The sequence below is a fragment of the Polaromonas sp. P1_H6 genome, from assembly GCF_056405195.1.
Genome location: NZ_JBFUCN010000022.1, coordinates 61,787 through 80,429 on the forward strand (window position 1 = coordinate 61,787; position 18,643 = coordinate 80,429).

Annotated in this window: 17 protein-coding genes; 6 read left to right on the forward strand and 11 right to left on the reverse strand. The window is 64.9% G+C overall.

Going from position 1 to position 18,643, the window contains the following annotated elements:
• Together AC1D1F_RS18505 and AC1D1F_RS18510 are read left to right on the forward strand one after the other, a co-directional pair.
• Nucleotides 1-1,689, forward strand: coding sequence for a long-chain-fatty-acid--CoA ligase (locus AC1D1F_RS18505; RefSeq protein ID WP_477674910.1), 1,689 nt, complete (start codon nt 1-3; stop codon nt 1,687-1,689).
• 97 nt (nt 1,690-1,786) lie between these two features.
• Nucleotides 1,787-2,572, forward strand: coding sequence for a 5'-methylthioadenosine/adenosylhomocysteine nucleosidase (locus tag AC1D1F_RS18510; protein WP_477674911.1), 786 nt, complete (start codon nt 1,787-1,789; stop codon nt 2,570-2,572).
• 11 nt (nt 2,573-2,583) lie between these two features.
• Here the strand turns inward: AC1D1F_RS18510 and AC1D1F_RS18515 are convergent, their stop codons facing one another.
• Complete coding sequence (locus AC1D1F_RS18515) at nt 2,584-3,414, reverse strand: YecA/YgfB family protein (RefSeq protein ID WP_477674912.1); 831 nt, start codon at nt 3,412-3,414, stop codon at nt 2,584-2,586.
• A gap of 96 nt (nt 3,415-3,510) precedes the next feature.
• On the opposite strand from AC1D1F_RS18515, the gene AC1D1F_RS18520 reads away from it, so the two are divergent.
• Complete coding sequence (locus AC1D1F_RS18520; RefSeq protein WP_477674913.1) at nt 3,511-5,238, forward strand: FMN-binding glutamate synthase family protein; 1,728 nt, start codon at nt 3,511-3,513, stop codon at nt 5,236-5,238.
• A gap of 23 nt (nt 5,239-5,261) precedes the next feature.
• On the opposite strand, the gene AC1D1F_RS18525 is transcribed toward AC1D1F_RS18520, so the two are convergent.
• The 8 genes from AC1D1F_RS18525 to argS all read right to left on the reverse strand — a co-directional run bounded on the left by AC1D1F_RS18525 (nt 5,262) and on the right by argS (nt 13,637).
• Nucleotides 5,262-5,687 carry a putative toxin-antitoxin system toxin component, PIN family gene (locus AC1D1F_RS18525; RefSeq protein ID WP_477674914.1) on the reverse strand — a complete coding sequence of 142 codons (426 nt, stop codon included), beginning with the start codon at nt 5,685-5,687 and terminating at the stop codon, nt 5,262-5,264.
• Entirely contained in the window at nt 5,684-7,090 is a 1,407-nt protein-coding gene (locus AC1D1F_RS18530) for a THUMP domain-containing class I SAM-dependent RNA methyltransferase (protein WP_477674915.1), read from the reverse strand. Before AC1D1F_RS18530 ends, AC1D1F_RS18525 begins: the two co-directional genes overlap by 4 nt.
• A gap of 141 nt (nt 7,091-7,231) precedes the next feature.
• Nucleotides 7,232-8,767, reverse strand: a complete 1,536-nt coding sequence (locus AC1D1F_RS18535) for an RNA polymerase factor sigma-54 (RefSeq protein WP_477674916.1) — start codon at nt 8,765-8,767, stop codon at nt 7,232-7,234.
• 134 nt (nt 8,768-8,901) lie between these two features.
• A complete protein-coding gene (gene lptB, locus AC1D1F_RS18540) occupies nt 8,902-9,684 on the reverse strand; it encodes an LPS export ABC transporter ATP-binding protein (protein WP_477653937.1) in 783 nt (260 codons plus the stop codon).
• 16 nt (nt 9,685-9,700) lie between these two features.
• Nucleotides 9,701-10,324 carry a lipopolysaccharide transport periplasmic protein LptA gene (gene lptA / locus AC1D1F_RS18545; RefSeq protein ID WP_477674918.1) on the reverse strand — a complete coding sequence of 208 codons (624 nt, stop codon included), beginning with the start codon at nt 10,322-10,324 and terminating at the stop codon, nt 9,701-9,703.
• A 149-nt stretch (nt 10,325-10,473) separates the two neighbouring features.
• On the reverse strand, nt 10,474-11,136 hold the full coding sequence (locus AC1D1F_RS18550; RefSeq protein ID WP_477674919.1) for a thiol:disulfide interchange protein DsbA/DsbL: 663 nt from the start codon (nt 11,134-11,136) through the stop codon (nt 10,474-10,476).
• Between the two features lie 117 nt (nt 11,137-11,253).
• Nucleotides 11,254-11,892: an SPOR domain-containing protein gene (locus AC1D1F_RS18555; RefSeq protein WP_477674920.1), complete on the reverse strand. Its 639-nt coding sequence runs from the start codon at nt 11,890-11,892 to the stop codon at nt 11,254-11,256.
• Between the two features lie 59 nt (nt 11,893-11,951).
• Complete coding sequence (argS, locus tag AC1D1F_RS18560; protein ID WP_477674921.1) at nt 11,952-13,637, reverse strand: arginine--tRNA ligase; 1,686 nt, start codon at nt 13,635-13,637, stop codon at nt 11,952-11,954.
• 133 nt (nt 13,638-13,770) lie between these two features.
• On the opposite strand from argS, the gene AC1D1F_RS18565 reads away from it, so the two are divergent.
• Nucleotides 13,771-14,067, forward strand: coding sequence for a PsiF family protein (locus tag AC1D1F_RS18565; protein ID WP_477674922.1), 297 nt, complete (start codon nt 13,771-13,773; stop codon nt 14,065-14,067).
• Nucleotides 14,068-14,132: 65 nt separating this feature from the next.
• On the opposite strand, the gene AC1D1F_RS18570 is transcribed toward AC1D1F_RS18565, so the two are convergent.
• Nucleotides 14,133-15,056 (reverse strand): HTH-type transcriptional regulator ArgP, encoded by a 924-nt coding sequence (locus AC1D1F_RS18570; RefSeq protein WP_477674923.1) that lies wholly within the window; start codon nt 15,054-15,056, stop codon nt 14,133-14,135.
• Nucleotides 15,057-15,169: 113 nt separating this feature from the next.
• Here AC1D1F_RS18570 and AC1D1F_RS18575 point away from each other — a divergent pair, with 113 nt between their 5' ends.
• Entirely contained in the window at nt 15,170-15,802 is a 633-nt protein-coding gene (locus tag AC1D1F_RS18575) for a LysE/ArgO family amino acid transporter (protein WP_477653930.1), read from the forward strand.
• 58 nt (nt 15,803-15,860) lie between these two features.
• Nucleotides 15,861-18,161 carry a tetratricopeptide repeat protein gene (locus AC1D1F_RS18580; RefSeq protein ID WP_477674925.1) on the forward strand — a complete coding sequence of 767 codons (2,301 nt, stop codon included), beginning with the start codon at nt 15,861-15,863 and terminating at the stop codon, nt 18,159-18,161.
• A gap of 28 nt (nt 18,162-18,189) precedes the next feature.
• Here AC1D1F_RS18580 and AC1D1F_RS18585 read toward each other — a convergent pair whose 3' ends face one another.
• On the reverse strand, nt 18,190-18,639 hold the full coding sequence (locus tag AC1D1F_RS18585) for a DUF2214 family protein (RefSeq protein ID WP_477683573.1): 450 nt from the start codon (nt 18,637-18,639) through the stop codon (nt 18,190-18,192).
• Between the last annotated feature and the right edge of the window lie 4 nt (nt 18,640-18,643).

Below are 18,643 nucleotides of genomic sequence, written 5' to 3' on the forward strand. Positions count from 1 at the left end.
ATGAATGCAGCGACCATTGACCGCCCTTGGCTCAAGGCTTACCCGCCGGGCGTTCCCACCGACATCGACGCGTCGCAATACCCGTCGCTGGTGGCCTTGATGGAGGAAAGCTTCAAGAAGTACGGCAGCCGCGTCGCTTACAGCTTCATGGGCAAGGATGTCACCTTCGCCCAGACCGACAGCCTGTCGCAGGCTTTCGGCGCCTACCTGCAAAGCCTGGGTCTGGCCAAAGGCGACCGCGTCGCCATCATGATGCCCAACGTGCCGCAGTACCCGGTGGCCGTGGCCGCCATCCTGCGCGCCGGCTACGTGGTGGTCAACGTCAACCCGCTATACACGCCGCGCGAGCTCGAGCACCAGCTCAAGGATTCAGGCTCCAAGGCCATCGTCATCATTGAGAACTTCGCCAACACGCTGGAGCAGTGCATCGCCGCCACGCCGGTCAAGCACGTGGTGCTGTGCGCCATGGGCGACCAGCTCGGCATGCTCAAGGGCGCGCTGGTCAACTACGTGGTGCGCAACGTCAAGAAGATGGTGCCGGCCTTCAACCTGCCCGGCGCCGTGCGTTTCAACGACGCCGTGGCGCAGGGCACGCGCGCGACGCTCAAGCGCCCCGACATCAAGCCCGACGACGTGGCCGTGCTGCAGTACACCGGCGGCACCACCGGCGTGTCCAAGGGCGCGGTGCTGCTGCACCGCAACGTGATTGCCAACGTGCTGCAGTCCGAGGCCTGGAACGGCCCGGCCATGGCCAGCATGCAGGCCGGCCAGCAACCCACTTACGTTTGCGCGCTGCCGCTGTACCACATCTTCGCGTTCACCGTGAACATGATGCTGGGTATGCGCACCGGCGGCAAAAACATCCTGATCCCCAACCCGCGCGACCTGCCCGCCGTGCTCAAGGAGCTCTCCAAGCACAAGGTCAACAGCTTCCCGGCGGTCAACACGCTGTTCAACGGCCTGGCCAACCATCCGGACTTCAACACCGTGGACTGGTCGCACCTGAAGGTGTCGCTGGGCGGCGGCATGGCCGTGCAAAGCGCGGTGGCCAAGCTGTGGCTTGAAAAAACCGGCTGCCCGGTCTGCGAGGGCTATGGCCTGTCCGAGACCTCGCCCTCGGCCAGCTGCAACCCGACCAACAGCAAGGCCTTCACCGGCACCATAGGCGTGCCGATCCCCGGCACTTACTTCAAACTGCTCGACGACGATGGCAACGAAGTGCCGCAAGGTCAGCCCGGCGAGATCGCCATCAAGGGCCCGCAGGTCATGGCCGGCTACTGGCAGCGTCCCGACGAGACCGCCAAGGTCATGACGCCCGACGGCTACTTCAAGTCCGGCGACATCGGCGTGCTCGATGAAAACGGCTTCTTCAGGATCGTCGACCGCAAGAAGGACATGATCCTGGTGAGCGGCTTCAACGTCTACCCGAACGAGATCGAAGACGTGGTCGCCAAGCTTGACGGCGTGATGGAATGCGCCTGCGTGGGCGTGGCCGACGAAAAATCCGGCGAAGCCGTGAAGCTGGTGATTGTGAAGAAGAACCCGGCCCTCACTGAAGCCCAGGTGCGCGAATACTGCAAGGCCAACCTGACCGGCTACAAGCAGCCAAAGGTGGTGGAGTTCCGCACCGACCTGCCCAAGACACCGGTCGGCAAGATTCTGCGTCGTGAGCTGCGGGACAAAAAATAAGCCGCCGGCAAACAAGTTTTTAGAGCCTGCAAAGGTTTTCTAAGGGCGGCGCGAGTCGCCCTTTTTTGCGCCTGTGCTTTGTGGGCACAATCCTGCCATGCCGATTTCCCAGACCGCCTCAAGCTCTCCAGCCCCCATCGCCATCCTCAGTGCCCTGTTGCAGGAGCAGCAAGGCCTCATGGAACTGCTGCACCAGCCGCGCAAGGTGACGCACGCCGGCCGCGATTTCTGGCTCGGCGACTTGCACGGCCGGCCCGTGGTGCTGGCCTTGTCGAGAATCGGCAAGGTGGCGGCCGCCACCACGGCGACCGCGCTGATCGAACGCTTTGGCGTGCGCCGCATGGTGTTCACCGGCGTGGCCGGCGGCCTGGGTGCGGGGGTGAATGTCGGCGATGTCGTGGTGGCCAGCGATTTTGTGCAGCATGACCTCGATGCCTCGCCGCTGTTTCCGCGTTATGAGGTGCCGCTGTATGGCCGCAGCCGCTTCGAGGGCGATGCCGCGCTCACGGCCCTGCTGTTCAGTGCGGCCTCGGCGGCGCTGGGTGGCGGCGGTGATGGCGGCGCGAGCGCGGCCTTTCCGGGCGCGCGCGTGCACCTGGGCTTGATCGCCAGCGGCGACCGGTTTGTGTCAGGCGCCGGCGAGTCGCGCAGCCTGCATGCCGCACTCACGAGCGCGGGCCACGCGGTGCTGGCAGTCGAGATGGAAGGCGCCGCCGTAGCGCAGGTCTGTCTCGATTACGGTGTGCCCTTTGCGGCCGTGCGCACCATCTCGGACCGCGCGGACGACAGCGCCCATGTGGACTTCCCGCGCTTTGTCGAGGAAGTGGCGAGCCGCTATGCGCACGCCATCATGGAGCGGCTGCTGGTGTCGCTGGAGCAGTAAGCGCAACGGGATCAGCCCGCGCCGTGGCACTTCTTGTATTTTTTCCCGCTGCCGCAGTGGCAAAGGTCGTTGCGCCCCGGCGTGGCCTCAACCCGCACCGTCTCCACCTTGGGCCCCAGGGTCTTCCACAACTCGCGCAGGTCGTACACCGCCCAGATGGCTTCGCCGAAGGCATTGAGCCGGGCAATGCTGGTGCTGGGCGCGCCGTCTTCGCTCAGGGGTGAAACCTCGGGCGCGGCCGTGTCGTCCTCGGTCATGGCGACCACGGCCTGCAGCGCGCCGTCCAGCCACTTGGCGGCGTCCTTGTCGCGCGGGGCCATCCATTCGTCGGGCCAGCTCTCGACCGCGAACATAAAGCCAAGCGCCCAGACCTGGGCAAAGGCCGGCAGGTCTTCGCCCTTGAAGGCGGCGCGCTCTTCGGGCGCCATCTCAGCCACGGCGCCGCGTATGTCCATCACCTCGGGGTGGTAGCAGTTGTCGTCTTCCAGCGAATCGACTTCGGCATCGAGCGCCGTTTCGACTTCGTGCCAGCGCCGGTTCCACAGCGTGAGGAAGCGCCCACCTTGTTCGGCGCTCGCGAAGGAGCCGCCTTCCGGGTCCGGCGCCTCGCCTTCGGCGGGCACGGCCAGCAGCACAGGCAGGTATTCGGCGGCGGCGATGGGGCGCCGCGAGCAAACCACGGCGGCCATGAAGCCCTCGCAGAATTCCCACTGCGGCGTCTCGTCGTAGCGGGTGCGCAAGTCGTCGAGGATGGCGTCGAGTTCGTCAAAGTCCTCGGCTTCAAGGAAAGCCGGCTCCGCCGAGGGCACTGGGGAAGAGGTGGTTTTAGGGGTGGGCTTCATGAAAAACAGTCCTGAGCCTCACGCGAGGCTCTTATGATGCAAAGTGTATCTGCCGCATCGCGGTTATTTTGCCCCTCTCCCCACGGAAGCACCACCATGTTCCTCCAGCGTCTGGATGCCCGGTTCCCGGTCCGTTACACCTTTATGGTCCTGTGCGGGCTTGCCGCGCTTCTGGGGCTGCTCGGCCTGATGATTTTTGGCGTGGGGAAGCTGGCCCTGGTATCCCTGGTGGGCGGCACGGTGCTGGTGTGCGTGGGTGTGCGCGACCTGCGGCAGACCCGGCACGCGGTGCTGCGCAACTACCCGGTCATAGGCCACATGCGCTTTCTGTTCGAGTTCATCCGGCCCGAGATGCGCCAGTACTTCATCGAAAGCGACAGCGAGGCCACGCCCTTCTCGCGCGCCCAGCGTTCGCTGGTCTACCAGCGCTCCAAGGGCGAGCCCGACAACCGGCCCTTCGGCACGCAGCTCGATGTGGGCGCGCAAGGCTATGAATGGGTCAACCATTCGATGGCGCCGACCAAGCTGGCCTCGCACGACTTCCGCGTCTGGATAGGCGGCTCGCCCGACCATCCCTCGCCTTCGGTTGAGCCCTGCACCCTGCCCTACCATGCCAGCGTCTTCAACATCTCGGCCCTGAGCTTCGGCTCGCTTTCGGCCAATGCCATCATGGCGCTCAACAAGGGCGCCAAACTCGGCGGCTTTGCGCATGACACGGGCGAGGGATCCATCTCGCGGCACCACCGGCTGCACGGCGGCGACCTGATCTGGGAAATCGGCTCGGGCTATTTCGGCTGCCGCAACGAGGACGGCAGCTTCAGCGAGGAGCGCTTCGCCGCCAATGCGCGCGACCCGCAGGTCAAGCTGATCGAACTCAAGATGAGCCAGGGCGCCAAGCCCGGCCACGGCGGCATCCTGCCCGGCCCCAAAGTCACCGCTGAAATCTCGGCGGCGCGCGGCGTGCCTCAAGGCAAGGACTGCATCTCTCCCTCCAGCCACAGCGCGTTCTCCACGCCCATCGAGATGATGCATTTCATCGCCAGGCTGCGAAAACTCTCAGGCGGCAAGCCCACCGGCTTCAAGTTCTGCATAGGCCACCCCTGGGAATGGTTTGCCATCGTCAAGGCCATGCTGGAGACCGGCATCACGCCCGACTTCATCGTGGTGGACGGCGCCGAGGGCGGCACCGGCGCCGCGCCCGTCGAGTTCACCGACCACGTGGGCGCGCCGCTGCAGGAGGGCCTGCTGCTGGTGCACAACACGCTGATCGGCGTGAACCTGCGCAGCCGCGTCTCCATAGGCGCGGCCGGCAAGGTGGTCAGCGCCTTCGACATGGTGCGGCTCATGGCGCTGGGCGCCGACTGGTGCAACGCCGGGCGCGGCTTCATGATGGCGCTGGGCTGCATCCAGGCGCAAAGCTGCCACACCGGCAAATGCCCGACCGGCGTCACCACACAGGATCCGGTGCGCCAGCAGGCGCTGGTGGTGCCCGACAAGGCCGAGCGCGTGCGCAATTTCCACCGCAGCACCCTGCATGCGCTGCAGGAGCTGGTGCAGGCTGCGGGCCTGTGCCACCCGCGCGAAGTCAATGCCCACCACATCGTGCGGCGCCTGACCGACACCGAGGTGCGGTTGCTCAGCAACCTCATCATGCAGGTGGAGCCGGGCGCGCTGCTGGGCTCGCTGGAAAAACAGAACACGGTCTTCAGCTACTACTGGCCGCTGGCCAGCGCGCACAGTTTTCGCGCCAACGGCGCCGCCATGCAGGCGCCGGCCGGGCCCGATGGCGCCCTGCCGTCAGACGCCGCCGTCGCGGTGGCCTGAATACACCTAGCAGCCTGCCGCCGCTAAGCCCGCATCGCGCTTTGCACCCTGACGCCGAGGCTGCCGAGCCGCTTGGTCATGGACAGTACGTGCCGATCCTTGCTCAGCAGCAAGGCTTTGGCCGCCACGGCCAGGTCGATGAATTTCTGGTCGTCGGCATCGCTGCAGGTGACGCTGGCCTTGGCGGCCACCTCCAGCAGGCGGGCGTGGCGGTCAAAAGCCGCGAGCACATCATCCACGCCCAATTGGTAAAACGCCAGGCGCGGCGCAATCTGCGGGTAGGCCAGCACGCGTTCAAGCTCATCGCGCATGGCCTGCGTGGCCAGCCAGTCGAGCTCGCCGGCTTCCAGCGCCTGCCTGAGCGGCTGCGCCGCCGCATCGTTGAACACAAACACGTCGAGGACGATGTTGGTGTCCAGGACGATGGGCTGGCGCGCCCCGGCCGTCACGGCGCCGGCTCGCGTGCCGTACCCGCGGCCCCGGGCTTGCCGCGCGCCGAGCCGGCCACCATGTCGAAGCGGAACAGCCGGCATTCGATCGGGCCGTTCCACATGGGTACACGGCGCGATTCCTTCAGGCGCATCTTGCCGGGGAGCTTGAGGTCGGGCGTGAGCACGTGGGCCGTCCAGCCCGCGTAGTTTTTCTTCCAGTGCGCGGCCAGCTGTGGAAAGAAGTCGGCCGCTTCCTCGCCCCAGGCGTTCTGCGCCTGCTCGCGGCCCGGGTTGGCCGAGCGGTCGCGCGGGGTTTCGAAGGCCGGCTCTTCGCGCGTGTCACCGCTGTCCTGGTTCAGCGGCTGGCCGAACTCGTCGATGGGCTGGTTGCGGTGGTCGTGCTGGACTTCCCGGCTCTGCTGGCGGCGCTGGTCGCGGCCCTGCACACCGGTGATACCGGCCACGCCGGCTACATCGATACGTTCGCCATAGGGCGGGTTCACCAGCATCACGCCCGAGGGCGCGGGTGGCATGCGCTGCAGCGCGTCGCCGCCGCGGAATTCCACCGCATTGGCCACGCCGGCGCGCTCGGCATTGCGTTCGGCGAAATCGACCATGCGGAAGGACACATCGCTGCCGAACACCGGCGCCGTGGGTTCGGTGATGGCGGCCTCGGCCTGGTCCAGCAGGCCGTCCCACACATGGCCCTGGAAGGGCAGGTATTTCTGGAAGGCGAAACGGCGGTTGATGCCTGGCGCGATGTTGCAGGCGATCTGCGCCGCCTCGATGGCGATGGTGCCCGAGCCGCAGCAGGGGTCGTAGAGCGGAACGCCGTCCTTGCACAGCTGGTCCCAGCCGCTGGCGGCGATCATCGCGGCGGCCAGGGTTTCTTTCAGTGGCGCATCGCCCTTGTCTTCGCGCCAGCCGCGTTTGAACAGGGGCTCACCCGAGGTGTCGATGTAAATCGTGACGGTGTCCGTCGTCAGGTGCACATAGACGCGCACGTCGGGCCAGCGCGTATCGACGCTGGGCCGCACGTCGTCGAACTTGGCGCGGAAGCGGTCGGCGATGGCGTCCTTGATCTTCAGCGCCGCGAAGTTCAGGCTCTGCAGCGGGCTGTGCTGGGCGGTGATCTCAACCTTGAAGGTCTGCTTGGGCGTGAACCAGATTTCCCAGGCCACGTTGGCGGCGGCGTTGTAAAGGTCTTGTTCACTGCGGTACTGGTTGTGCTGCAACTCGATCAGCACGCGCTGGGCCAGGCGGCTGTGCAGGTTGAGCTGCAGCGCGTCGCGCCAGGAAGCCTGCAACTGCACGCCGGCGCGCCAGGCCTTGCCCTGGATGCCGGTGACGCGCTGCACCTCGGTGGCCAGCAAGGCCTCGACGCCGGCGGCGCACGGTAAAAACAATTGGAGCTGGTTCATGTCGGACTCTTCAAAAGGGCTGCTGGAAATTCGATTATCGGGATGCAGGGCAAGGCGCACGGAGCGCAGGAACCGGAATGCACTTGGGTGCATGAGGATTCCGAGCACCGCGCAACGCCGCCATGCGCCCGAGAATCGGATTTACAGTGATTTGCGTAAATTAGCCGGCGCGATGCGCAAAGCCTCTCGGTACTTGGCCACGGTGCGGCGCGCGCATTCGATGCCCTGCTCCTTGAGCATTTCGGAAATCTGGTTGTCGCTGAGCGGCTTTTTCAGGCTCTCGGAGGAGACGAACTGCTTGATCAGCGCGCGCACGGCGGTGCTGGAAGCGTTGCCGCCGGTTTCGGTGCCCAGCGCGGAGCCGAAGAAGTATTTGAGCTCAAAAGTGCCGAAGGGCGTGCCCATGTACTTGGCGGTGGTCACGCGCGAAATCGTGGACTCATGCAGGCCCAGTTCGTCGGCGATCTCGCGCAGCACCAGCGGGCGCATGGCGAGTTCGCCGTGCGTGAAGAAGTTTTTCTGCCGCTCGACGATGGCGCTGCTCACGCGCAGGATGGTGTCGAAGCGCTGCTGGATGTTCTTGATGAACCAGCGCGCCTCCTGCAGACGCTGCTGTAGCGCCTGGCCGCCCTGGCCCTTGTGCTGCTTGAGGGCGTTGGCGTAGATGTCGTGCACGCGCAGGCGCGGCATCACGTCGCCGTTGAGCGAGACCTTGAAACCCCGGCCCGACTTCACGACGATGACGTCGGGCACGATCAGGTTGCGCTCCACGTTCACGAAGCGGCGGCCGGGTTTGGGGTCGAGCCGGCCTATCACGGCAATCGCGCCCCGGACGGCGGCTTCGGTGAATCCGCACAGGTGCGACAGGCGCTTCAGGTCGCGTTTGGCCAGCAGCTCCATGGGCTGCTTGCACATGGCGATAGCGGCGCGGGTCTCTTCGCAGTCCTTGCAGTCCAGCAACTGCAGGCCCAGGCATTCGGCCAGGTTGCGCGCGCCCACGCCGGCCGGCTCCATGTGGTGCAGCAGCTTGAGCGCCATGGCAAAACGCTGCTCAAGGTCCTCGGCCTGTTCCAGGTCATCCCCGGCCAGGCCCGCCGCGAGCGAGGCCAGGCTGTCTTCGAGGTAGCCGTCGTCATTGAGCGACTCGATCAGGAAATGCAGGGCCGCGCGGTCCTCTTCGGACAGGCGCAGGCCCAACGACTGGCGGTGCAAATGGTCTTGCAGCGACTCGTGGGCGCCCGTCAGGTCGGAGGCCTCAGTGTCGCCCTCGTCGTTGTTGTTCTTGCGCGCCGGCGCATCGCTGCCCCATTCGCTGTCGTCGGGCGTGGTCTCCACCGTGCCGTCGCCTTCCCAGCTTTCCTCGAGCTTGGGTTCGGCGCTGACCTCGGCATCGGCGGGGGCCGAAGTCCCGGCATCCTCCGCGCCGCCGCCCGTCGAATCCGCCGCGGATTCAAACTCGCGGCTGTCCTGGCTGACCGGCGTGTTGAGGTGCTCCAGGCCGAACTCTTCGCGCACGGCGGTTTCTTCCGCCACCTCGAGAAACGGGTTTTCGTCGAGCATCTGCTCGACCTCCTGGCTCAGCTCGAGCGTCGACAGCTGCAGCAGCCGTATCGACTGCTGCAGCTGGGGCGTCAGCGCAAGGTGCTGCGAGACGCGGAGCGAGAGGCCCTGCTTCATGTCAAGGAGCTTTGATCGAAGCGCAGAAAAAGTGCGAGCAGGGGCCGCGGAACTGGCTTTGCCAGGCCGCAGGCGCCGCCCCCTCGGGGGGGAGGGAGCTACACGAAGTGAGCGACAACAGGGGGAGTGTCATCCTACATCTTGAAGTGTTCACCGAGGTACACGCGTCGCACATCGGCGTTGTTCACGATCTCGGAGGGCGTGCCCTGGGCCAGCACGTGGCCGTCGCTGATGATGTAGGCGTGGTCGCAGATGCCCAGCGTTTCGCGCACGTTGTGGTCGGTGATCAGCACGCCGATGCCGCGCGACTTCAGGAAGCCGATGATGCGCTGGATCTCGATCACGGCGATCGGGTCAATGCCGGCAAAAGGCTCGTCGAGCAGGATGAAGCGCGGCTGGGTCGCCAGGGCGCGGGCGATCTCGACGCGGCGGCGCTCGCCGCCCGACAGCGCCGGGGCCGGCGAATTGCGCAGGTGGTCCACCCGCAGGTCCTGCAGCAGGCCGTCAAGGCGCGACTCGATCTCGGCGCGGCCCAGCGGCTTGCCGTTCGCGCCCAGCTGCAGTTCGAGCACGGCGCGCACGTTTTCCTCCACCGTGAGCTTGCGAAAGATCGAGGCTTCCTGCGGCAGGTAGCTCAGGCCCAGGCGCGCGCGCAGGTGAATCGGCATGTGCTCGACCGACTGGCCGTCGATGGAGATCTCGCCCGCGTCGGCGCGCACCAGGCCCACGATCATGTAGAACGAAGTCGTCTTGCCGGCGCCGTTGGGGCCCAGCAGGCCCACGACCTCGCCTTTTTGCACGGCCACCGAGACGTCCTGAACGACCTTGCGGCTGCCGTAGGATTTTTGCAGCCCTTGCGCAACGAGGCGGCTGGGGGTCGCGGCCGGGGCCGCCGAAGTGTCAGTCACCACATCCATCTGTGAAAGGTTCTTTCTAGTTCTTTTCAGTGCCCAGCGTGGTGCTGGGGCGCAGGGCGGCGGGCGGGGCCGCGGGAGCGGTGGCCGGCGCCGACGCGGCGGCGCGCGGCGACAGCATGGCGCGTATCCGGCCGCTCGGGTTGGCGGCGGTCTGGTTCTGTGCGCCGCCGTCCACGGTGAAGACGTCGGTGTTGTTGTCGTAGACGATCACGGCGCCGGTGGTTTCGTCCACCAGGGTGGCGCCGTTGTAGCGGCGCACCACGGCGCGCTTGATGAATTTGACGAGGTCGGCGCGGCTGTCGTATTCAATGCGCTCGCCTTCGCCTTCGATGTATTCGTCCACGCCGTCGCGTTTTTTGCGGTAGAAGGCCAGCTTGCCGGGCGCCGCGATGGACACCGCCTGCTGATAGCCTTCGGGGTCCTGCATGACGTCGACGCGCGCGCCGCGCACGATGGTCGTGCCTTTGGTGATCACCACGTTGCCGGTGAACACGCTGGTCTGCTTGAGGTCGTCATAGCGCAGGGCGTCGGCCTCCGCGTTCATGGGCTTGTCCCGGTCGGCTTTTTCAGCCCAGGCCGGAAACGCCGCCCCCAGCGCCAAAGCGGCCGGCAGGATGAGGGAATAAAGGGGGTGTTTCATAAGGCACGAATCTTGCTGCTTTGGGGTTCGGCCATTGTAGCCATGCAAGCCGCGGGAATGGCTTGCACGGGGAATATTAGGGGCATAAAAAAACCCGCCTGGAACGAGGCGGGTTTTGGGGCGGCGGTCCGCTATGGGCCCGGAGCGTCTTATTTGCCTTTGCCGCGCGACTGCGCGATCAGCGCGTCGGTGACCTGCAGGGCGCGGCCCATGCTCTGGGCCAGGGTGGCCGAGGTGTAATACCGCCCGGCAATGCCCAGCGCCGGCACGCCGTCGACCTTGTAGATGTCCTGCAGCTGCGTGGCCTTGCGGGCCTTGGTGGTCACCGTGAAGGAGTTGTACATCTCGACGAACTTGGCTTTGTCGATGCCCTGCTTCTCGGCCCAGGCGGTAATCGAGTCGGCATTGGCGAGCGCGAGTTTTTCCACGTGGATGGCGTAAAACACCTTTTTGTGGAGTTCCTCGACCTTGCCCATGGCCTCCAGCACGTAAAAAAGGCGCTGCTGGGGTTCGAAATCGGGGCGGAAGGCCACCGGCACGCGCCGCACGGTCACATCCTTGGGCGCCTGCTTCATCCAGGCTTCGAGCTGAGGCTCAAAGGCATTGCAATGCGGGCAGCTGTACCAGAAGAACTCGACCACCTCCACCTGGCCGGCGGGGACTTCGGTGGGCGCCGGCTTGTCCAGCGCCAGGTAATCGGCGCCTTCTTTGAAGGCCTTGGCCTGGGCTTGCGCCACGGTGGGCAGGGCGATGCCGCCCAGGGTGGCGACGGCAGCCGAGGCGGCTGTAAACGAAAACTCACGGCGTTGCATCAGATTCTTCTCCTGGTATGACAGAAATGGTGGGTAAGCCGCCCCTCCGGACGGCGGCCCTCAGGGTGCGGGGCACAGGGGTTTGTACACCCGCCTCGTGAAAAGTTCAGCTTATCGTCAGCGCTGCACGCGGACCAGCGCCGTTTCGATGGAATTGTTGTCCAGCCGCTCCTTGGCTTTGTCGGCGTCTTCCTTTTTGTCGAAAGGCCCGAGGCGCACACGGTACACGGTGCGGCCGGCCTGTTCGCGCTCGGTAACCTTGGCCTGCATGCCCAGCAGCATCAGCTTGGCGCGCTGCTGTTCGGCATCTTCGGGCGTGCGGAAGGCGCCGGCCTGGATGAAGTAGCTGAAAGGGTCCACGCCCGGGCTGGACGACAGGCCTTCGACCTTGGCCTTGGCCAGGTCGCCCAGTGGATCGGCCGCGGGGGCGGGCTTGGCGGCGGTTCTGGCGGGCGCCGAGGCGGCGGCCTTGGGGCTGGCGGACGGGTCGGGAACGGCGACGCTGGGCGTTTCGGCGGGACCCTGGGCAGGCGCCGGCGGCTTGGGCTGGTTCTTGCCGGCCAGCGGCGCGTTCGGGTTCCAGTCCTTGTTCTTCTTGGCTTCCGCGGCATCGCTGTCGGGGCTGCGTGCCTGGCTTTTGTTCATGAAAGGCACAGGCACCTTGGTGATGTAGACCGCCACGGCCAGCGCGGCGCCCAGGCCGATCAAGGCGCCAATCACCAAACCCAGCAGGGTTCCGCCTCTTTGAGTGTTCATTCCCTTGCCCACGTTCATTGTCTTGTCCTGAAAATTAGGGTGCTACCGGCATGCTTGCATTACATCTTGCGCGGGGCGCTCACGCCCAGCACCGCGAGGCCATTGTGCAACACCTGCGCGGTCGCCGCGACCAGTGCCAGCCGGGCGCGCTTGACGGCCTCGTCATCGACCAGGATGCGTTCGGCATCGTAATAGCTGTGGTAGTTCGCGGCCAGCTCGCGCAGGTAAAACGCCACGTCGTGCGGCGCCAGGCCGGCTGCGGCGTTGGCCAGCATCTCGGGGTATTTGGCCAGCAGCAGCATCAGCGCCTGGGCCTGCGGGCTGTCCAGCGCCGACAGGTCAGCAGACTTCAGGCTGGCTTCGTCGCCGCCCTGGCCGGCCCAGGTGGTCAGGATGGAGCAGATGCGCGCGTGCGCGTACTGCACGTAGTACACCGGGTTCTCGTTGTTCTTGGCGAGCGCCAGGTCGATGTCGAAGATGTATTCGGTGTCGGGCTTGCGGCTGAGCAGAAAGAAACGCACGGCATCGGCGCTGGTCCATTCGATCAGGTCGCGCAGGGTGACGTAGCTGCCGGCGCGCTTGGAGATTTTGACCTCTTCGCCGTTGCGCATCACGCGCACCATGGTGTGCAGCACGTAGTCGGGGTAGCCCTGGGGGATGCCCTCGCCGGCGGCCTGCAGCCCGGCGCGCACGCGGGCGATGGTGCCGTGGTGGTCCATGCCCTGGATGTTGATCGCCTTGCCGAAGCCGCGCTCCCATTTGGCCAGGTGGTAGGCCACGTCGGGCACGAAGTAGGTATAGCTGCCGTCGCTCTTTTTCATCACGCGGTCTTTGTCGTCGCCGTAGTCGGTCGACTTCAGCCACAGCGCGCCGTCCTGCTCATAGGTCTTGCCGGCGTCTTTGAGTTTGGCCACAGTGGCGTCGACGCGGCCCGAGCTGTACAGGCTGGACTCGAGGTAATAGTTGTCGAACTTCACCGAGAAGGCCTTGAGGTCCAGGTCTTGCTCGTGGCGCAGGTAGGCCACGGCGAACTGGCGTATCGAGTCCATGTCTTCCACGTCGCCCGAGGCGGTGAATTCGCGGTCGTCCGAGCTGACCGTCTTTTTCGCCAGGAAGTCGGCCGCGATGTCGGCGATGTAGTCGCCGTTGTAGGCCGATTCGGGCCAGCCGGCGTCGTCGGGCTTGAGGCCCTTGGCGCGCGCCTGGGTACTGGCCGCCAGGGTCTGAATCTGCACGCCCGCGTCGTTGTAATAGAACTCGCGCCACACCTGCGCGCCCTGGGTGGCGAAGAGGTTGCAGATCGCATCGCCCAGCGCGGCCTGCCGGCCGTGGCCTACATGCAGAGGGCCGGTCGGGTTGGCCGAGACGAACTCGACGATCATGCGCCGCCCGCTGCCCTCGGCTTGCGTGCCGTAGGTGGCGCCGGCCTGCAGCACCTCGCGCACGGTTTCCTGCTTGGCGGCGGGCTTGAGGCGGATGTTGATGAAGCCGGGGCCGGCGATCTCGATGGCGTCCACCCAGCGCTCGAAAGCCGGGGCCTTGAGCAAAATGCCGCGCAGGCTTTCGGCGACCTGGCGCGGATTCAGTTTGAGCGGCTTGGCCAGCTGCATGGCGGCCGTGCAGGCGAGGTCGCCGTGGGCCGCCACCTTGGGGGATTCAAACGCGGCCTTGTCGCCCGCGCCGGGGGAAAGTTCTTCCAGGCCCGCGGCCAGGGCCGTGAGCAGGTCTTTTTTAATCGAGAGCATCGGCTGATTTTACGGTTAAGCCATGCGCCGTCCGGGGCCCGCAGATACCCGGTCATCGAATTTGCCCGGCCCGGCGTTATGTGTTGGAATTCCAGCCGGAACTCAATCCCGATTCCCAACCCATGGAGCCATCATGAAAAAGCTGTTATCCCTGACCGCCTTCGCATTTGCCGCCGCCGCCATCCTGTCTCCGGTGGCGCATGCCGCGGACGCTCCCGCCAAGACCGCGCAGCAGACCAAGATGGGCACCTGCAACAAGGACGCCGAGGGCAAGAAGGGCGATGAGCGCAAGGCCTTCATGAAGGAATGCCTGAGCGCCAAGGCCGCGGCACCCACCCAGCAAACCAAGATGAAAACCTGCAACGCCGACGCCAAGGGCAAAAAAGGCGACGAGCGCAAGGCCTTCATGAAAGAGTGCCTGAGCAAGTAAACCAGCCCAGTTTCAGCACGGCAGCCTGCCAGGGACGACCCGGCAGGCTGTTTTTTTTGCCCGCGTCAATCCTGCAGCAACTGCTGCTTCGCCGCCTGCTTGACGGCCTGCGTCAGCCGCTGCGCCGCCAGCGGCTCGCGTGCCCAGTGCTGCCAGTACAGCCGCACGTCGACCGCGCAGCCCGGCAACACTTCCTGCAGCGGCGGGCGGTGGGTGCGCGCCGCCAGCAGGATGTCGGGCACCATGCCCCAGCCCATGCCGAGTTCCAGCGCGAGCTCGAAGGCATCGACGGCCGGCACGAAGTGGCGCGGGTAGAGCGCATCCTTCAATTTGAAATGTTGGGCCAGAAAGGCGTCCTGCAGCGCGTCCTTGCGGTTGAAGATCACGGCCGGGCTGGCCAGCAGGCGGTGGGCCAGGCGATTGGGCCCCGCCGCCTGGCCGCCCGCCGCGGGCTCGCTCCACTGCGCGACCAGCGCCGGCGAGGCCATGCAGCGGTAGCGCATCACGCCCAACGGTTCGGCCACGCAGCCGCGCATGGCCTGGGCCAGCGTGGTCACGCAGCCGGTGACGTCGCCGCTTTTGAGCGCATCGTGGGTGTGGTCCTGGTCGTCCACTACCACGTCCAGCAACAGGCCATGCCCATGCAGCACCGGTGCAACGCCCGGTAAAAACCAGCTGCTCAGGGAATCCGCATTCACCGCCACGCTGAGGCTTTGCAGGCGCCCGGCCTTGCCACCGCCCTGCAGGCCCGCCAGCAAATCAGACTCCATCAGCCGCAGCTGCCGCACATGGCCGAGCAAGGCCTGGCCGGCCGGCGTGGCGCGCACCTGCTTGCCCCGCACCAGCAGGCGCTGGCCCAGCGCGTTTTCCAGCGATTTGATGCGCAGGGACACGGCGGCCAGGGTCAGGCTCAGGGCTTTGGCGGCATCGCCGAAGCTGCCGTGTTCGATCACGGCGGCCAGGGCGTCCAGTTGTCGGGCGTCGAGCATATTTGATTAATCAAGTATTAATTGATCAAAGCTAGTTTTAGTTAACTTTGTTTAAGCATTATCGGCTTTACGGGACACTGCGTACAGAACCGACATCTATTCAAAGAACCGCCATGAACCCCCTTGCCGCCCCCGCTTTCCTGACCGGCATGGTCCTGAGCCTTTCGCTGATCATGGCCATAGGCCCGCAAAACGCCCACGTGATACGCATGGGCCTGTTGCGCCAGCACCTGTGGCTCACGGTCGCCGTCTGCGTGCTGACCGACGTGGCGTTAATCGGCCTGGGCGTGATGGGGTTGGCGCAACTGGGCGGCCTGTCCGACAAACTGCTGGGCGCGATGACGGGCGCGGGCGCGCTGGTGCTGATGGTTTATGGCGCGCAGGCGATGCGGCGCTTTTTGCAGCCGGCGCCGCAGGCGGCCGACGGCGCGCCGCTCGCCGACCAGGCCATCTCGCGCCGCAAGGCCATCGGCCTGGCGCTCGCGCTCTCCTGGCTCAATCCCCATGCCTGGCTGGATACGGCGGTGGTGATAGGCACGGCCTCGCTAGCCTATGCGCAGCCCGACAATGCGGTCTTCGGCCTGGGCGCCATCACCGGTTCGCTGCTGTGGTTCACCGGCCTGGGTGTTGCCTTGTGGTGCGTGGGGCGCCGGCTCAATTCACCGGTGGTGTGGCGCGCCATGGATTTGCTGGTCGCGCTGATGATGTGGGGCACGGCCTTCTGGCTGGTGCGCGGCCTGCTTTAAAAGGTGAGGCGCACTGCGCACGATACAGTGTGAGTCCCTGGTCACAAATAGGAAGCGTATGGGGGTGTTCAATTGGTTGAGGAAAGCCGTCCTCAATGCAGGGACGCAGGCGAGCCCCGTTAAAGCGCTGGAAGGTGCGCACGGCACATCGACGGCAATCGACCAAACACCGCCGGGCGATATCCTCAGGCGCCGCGGAAATGCCCTTCTCGCTGAAGGCAAGCTGGACGAGGCCACAAGCAGTTACCGTGAGGCCATTGCCCTCAACCCGCAGGACGCTGATGCCTGCCTCAATCTTGGGTTCGCCCTCAGTGAACAACAGCGTTACCAAGAAGCGGAACATGCGCTCCAGCGGAGCCTGGACATCAAACCGGGACAGGCTGACGCTTTTTATTTTCTCGGTTTGATGGCCAAAAGGCAGGGCAAACCAGAGATCGCCATAGAAAACTTCATTCGGGTGCTCGACCTCAAGCGGGACTTCGAGCTTGTGTATGGCGATTTGTGCCAGATGCTGGTGGAAAGCGGGCAAATCGGGCGCGCCAGGGAAATTGTCCTCAAGGGAATTGCCGCCTACCCGGAGATGATGGATCTTCACGCGCAGCTCGGCAGCCTGTATGCGTACGAGAACGATCTGGAGCGGGCCATTCATTGTTTTCAGGCAGCGTTGAAGCTTCAACCGGATCATGCGCAGGTTCATGGCCGGCTGGGAGAAGTGTTCCGCAGGTCCAACAGGTTTGAGGATGCGTTGGCGAGTTATGACAAGCTGGTCGCCCTGGACCCGAACTCCGCGGAGGCATTCAACAACCGCGGCATTGCGCTTGGAGGGCTGGACCGGCATGAAGACGCGTTGGCGTCCTTTCAGCTGGCATTGGCCTTGGAGCCGCGGCATGCGAAGGCCTTGGGTAACCTCGGTGAAATGCTGGGGTGCTTGCGCCGCCACCATGAGGCTGCGCGTGCCTTTTCGCGGCTGATCGACATTGAGCCGGAATATCCCTATGCCCTTGGCGCATTGTTTTATTCAAAAAGGTACTCGTGTGACTGGTCGCAGTATGAGTTGGACCTGGAGCGATTGAATACTGCGGTCATGAAGGGGAGAAAAGCGATCGAGCCATTCACATTTCTGGCGGCGACACAGTCGGCGGCCGCACTGTTGCAGTGCGCGCGGACACACGCCGCCGAGGCGTGCCCGCCCTCGGACAGGCCCTTGTGGAACGGTGAGCGCTATGCGCATGACAGGATTCGGGTGGCGTATCTTTCTGCGGATTTTCATGACCATGCCACCGCTTATTTGATGGCCGAACTGTTTGAACTTCATGATCACGAACGCTTTGAGATCGTCGCGCTGTCGTTTGGCCCTGATTCCCAGGGGGCCATGCGCCAGCGCTTGTTGCGTTCGTTTGACCGGTTTGTCGACGTTCGAACAAAGAGCGACCGGGAAGCGGCCGCTTTGCTCAGGGAAATGGAGATCGACGTCGCGGTTGACCTGAAGGGATTCACCACGGATGGCCGGCCGGGAATTCTGGCCCACAGGCCTGCACCTGTTCAGGTCAATTACCTGGGCTTTCCCGGAAGCATGGGCGTGGAATATATCGATTACATCCTTGCGGACCGTTGCGTTATTCCCGATGAGCACCAGTATTTTTATTCTGAAAAAGTCGTGTGGCTGCCGGACAGTTACCAGCCCAACGATGCGCAGCGGCGGATTGCAGAAACAACGCCTGCCCGGGTGGAATGCGGCTTGCCGGCGTCTGGTTTTGTTTTTTGCTGCTTCAACAACAACTACAAAATCACGCCCGATGTATTCGACGTCTGGATGCGCCTGCTGACCAAGGTCGGCGGTAGCGTATTGTGGTTGCTCGAAGACAATGCGGCCGTCGCGCGGAACCTGCGCTCCGAGGCATTGCGGCACGGCGTCGCAGCGGAACGGTTGGTCTTTGCGCCGCGGGTCGAGCTGGACAAGCACCTGGCGCGGCACAAACTGGCGGATTTGTTTCTGGACACACTTCCCTACAACGCGCATACCACTGCCAGCGATGCCTTGTGGGCCGGGCTGCCCGTTCTGACTTGTATGGGCACGACATTTCCTGGCCGGGTGGCCGCCAGTTTGTTGAATGCGGTGGGATTGCCGGAACTGGTCACTGAAAGCCTGGCGGACTATGAGGCCTTTGCCCTCAAGCTGGCAAGGTCTGCGGACCTGCTGTCCGATATTCGTGCCAGGCTATCGCGCAACCGGTCTGAATATCCGCTGTTCGACACGAAGCGCTTTTGTGCCCACATGGAGTCCGCGTACACATTGATGTGGGAAAGACACCAGCGCGGAGAACCGCCGGCCAGTTTTGCGGTCCCCTTCCTGTCTTAGGCCCTAGGAGCCTGGGCCGCCCAGGCTCCTAGCCAAACCCCCGTGCCAGGAACACCGCCGCCAGCGGAATAAACGGCAGGATGTGCGCCTGCACCATCACCAGCCGGCGCGCTTTCTTGATCTCCGGCGCGTCGGGCAGGGCGCCGCTGGCGCGCAGGGCGCGCCGCCAGCGCACAAACATCAGGGTCGGCTTGATCGAGACCAGGCCTATCACCAGGAACATCGCCAGCTTCAAATAGAGCAGGGGGTTGTGGGCATACCAGGCCGCGCCCTTGCTGCCCAGGAACACGCGCGCCAGGCCGGTCAGCAGGACCAGGCCCGCTGAGATGCCGTACACCATGTCGATCTTGCCGAGCCGCTCGACCACGGCTGCGTTCAGCCATTCGACGCGGCACAGCGCCGCTTCGCTCGCGAGAAAAACCACCATGGTGAGGATGGCCAGCAGGTGGGCATAGGCCAACAGGGATTCGAGAGTCATCGGA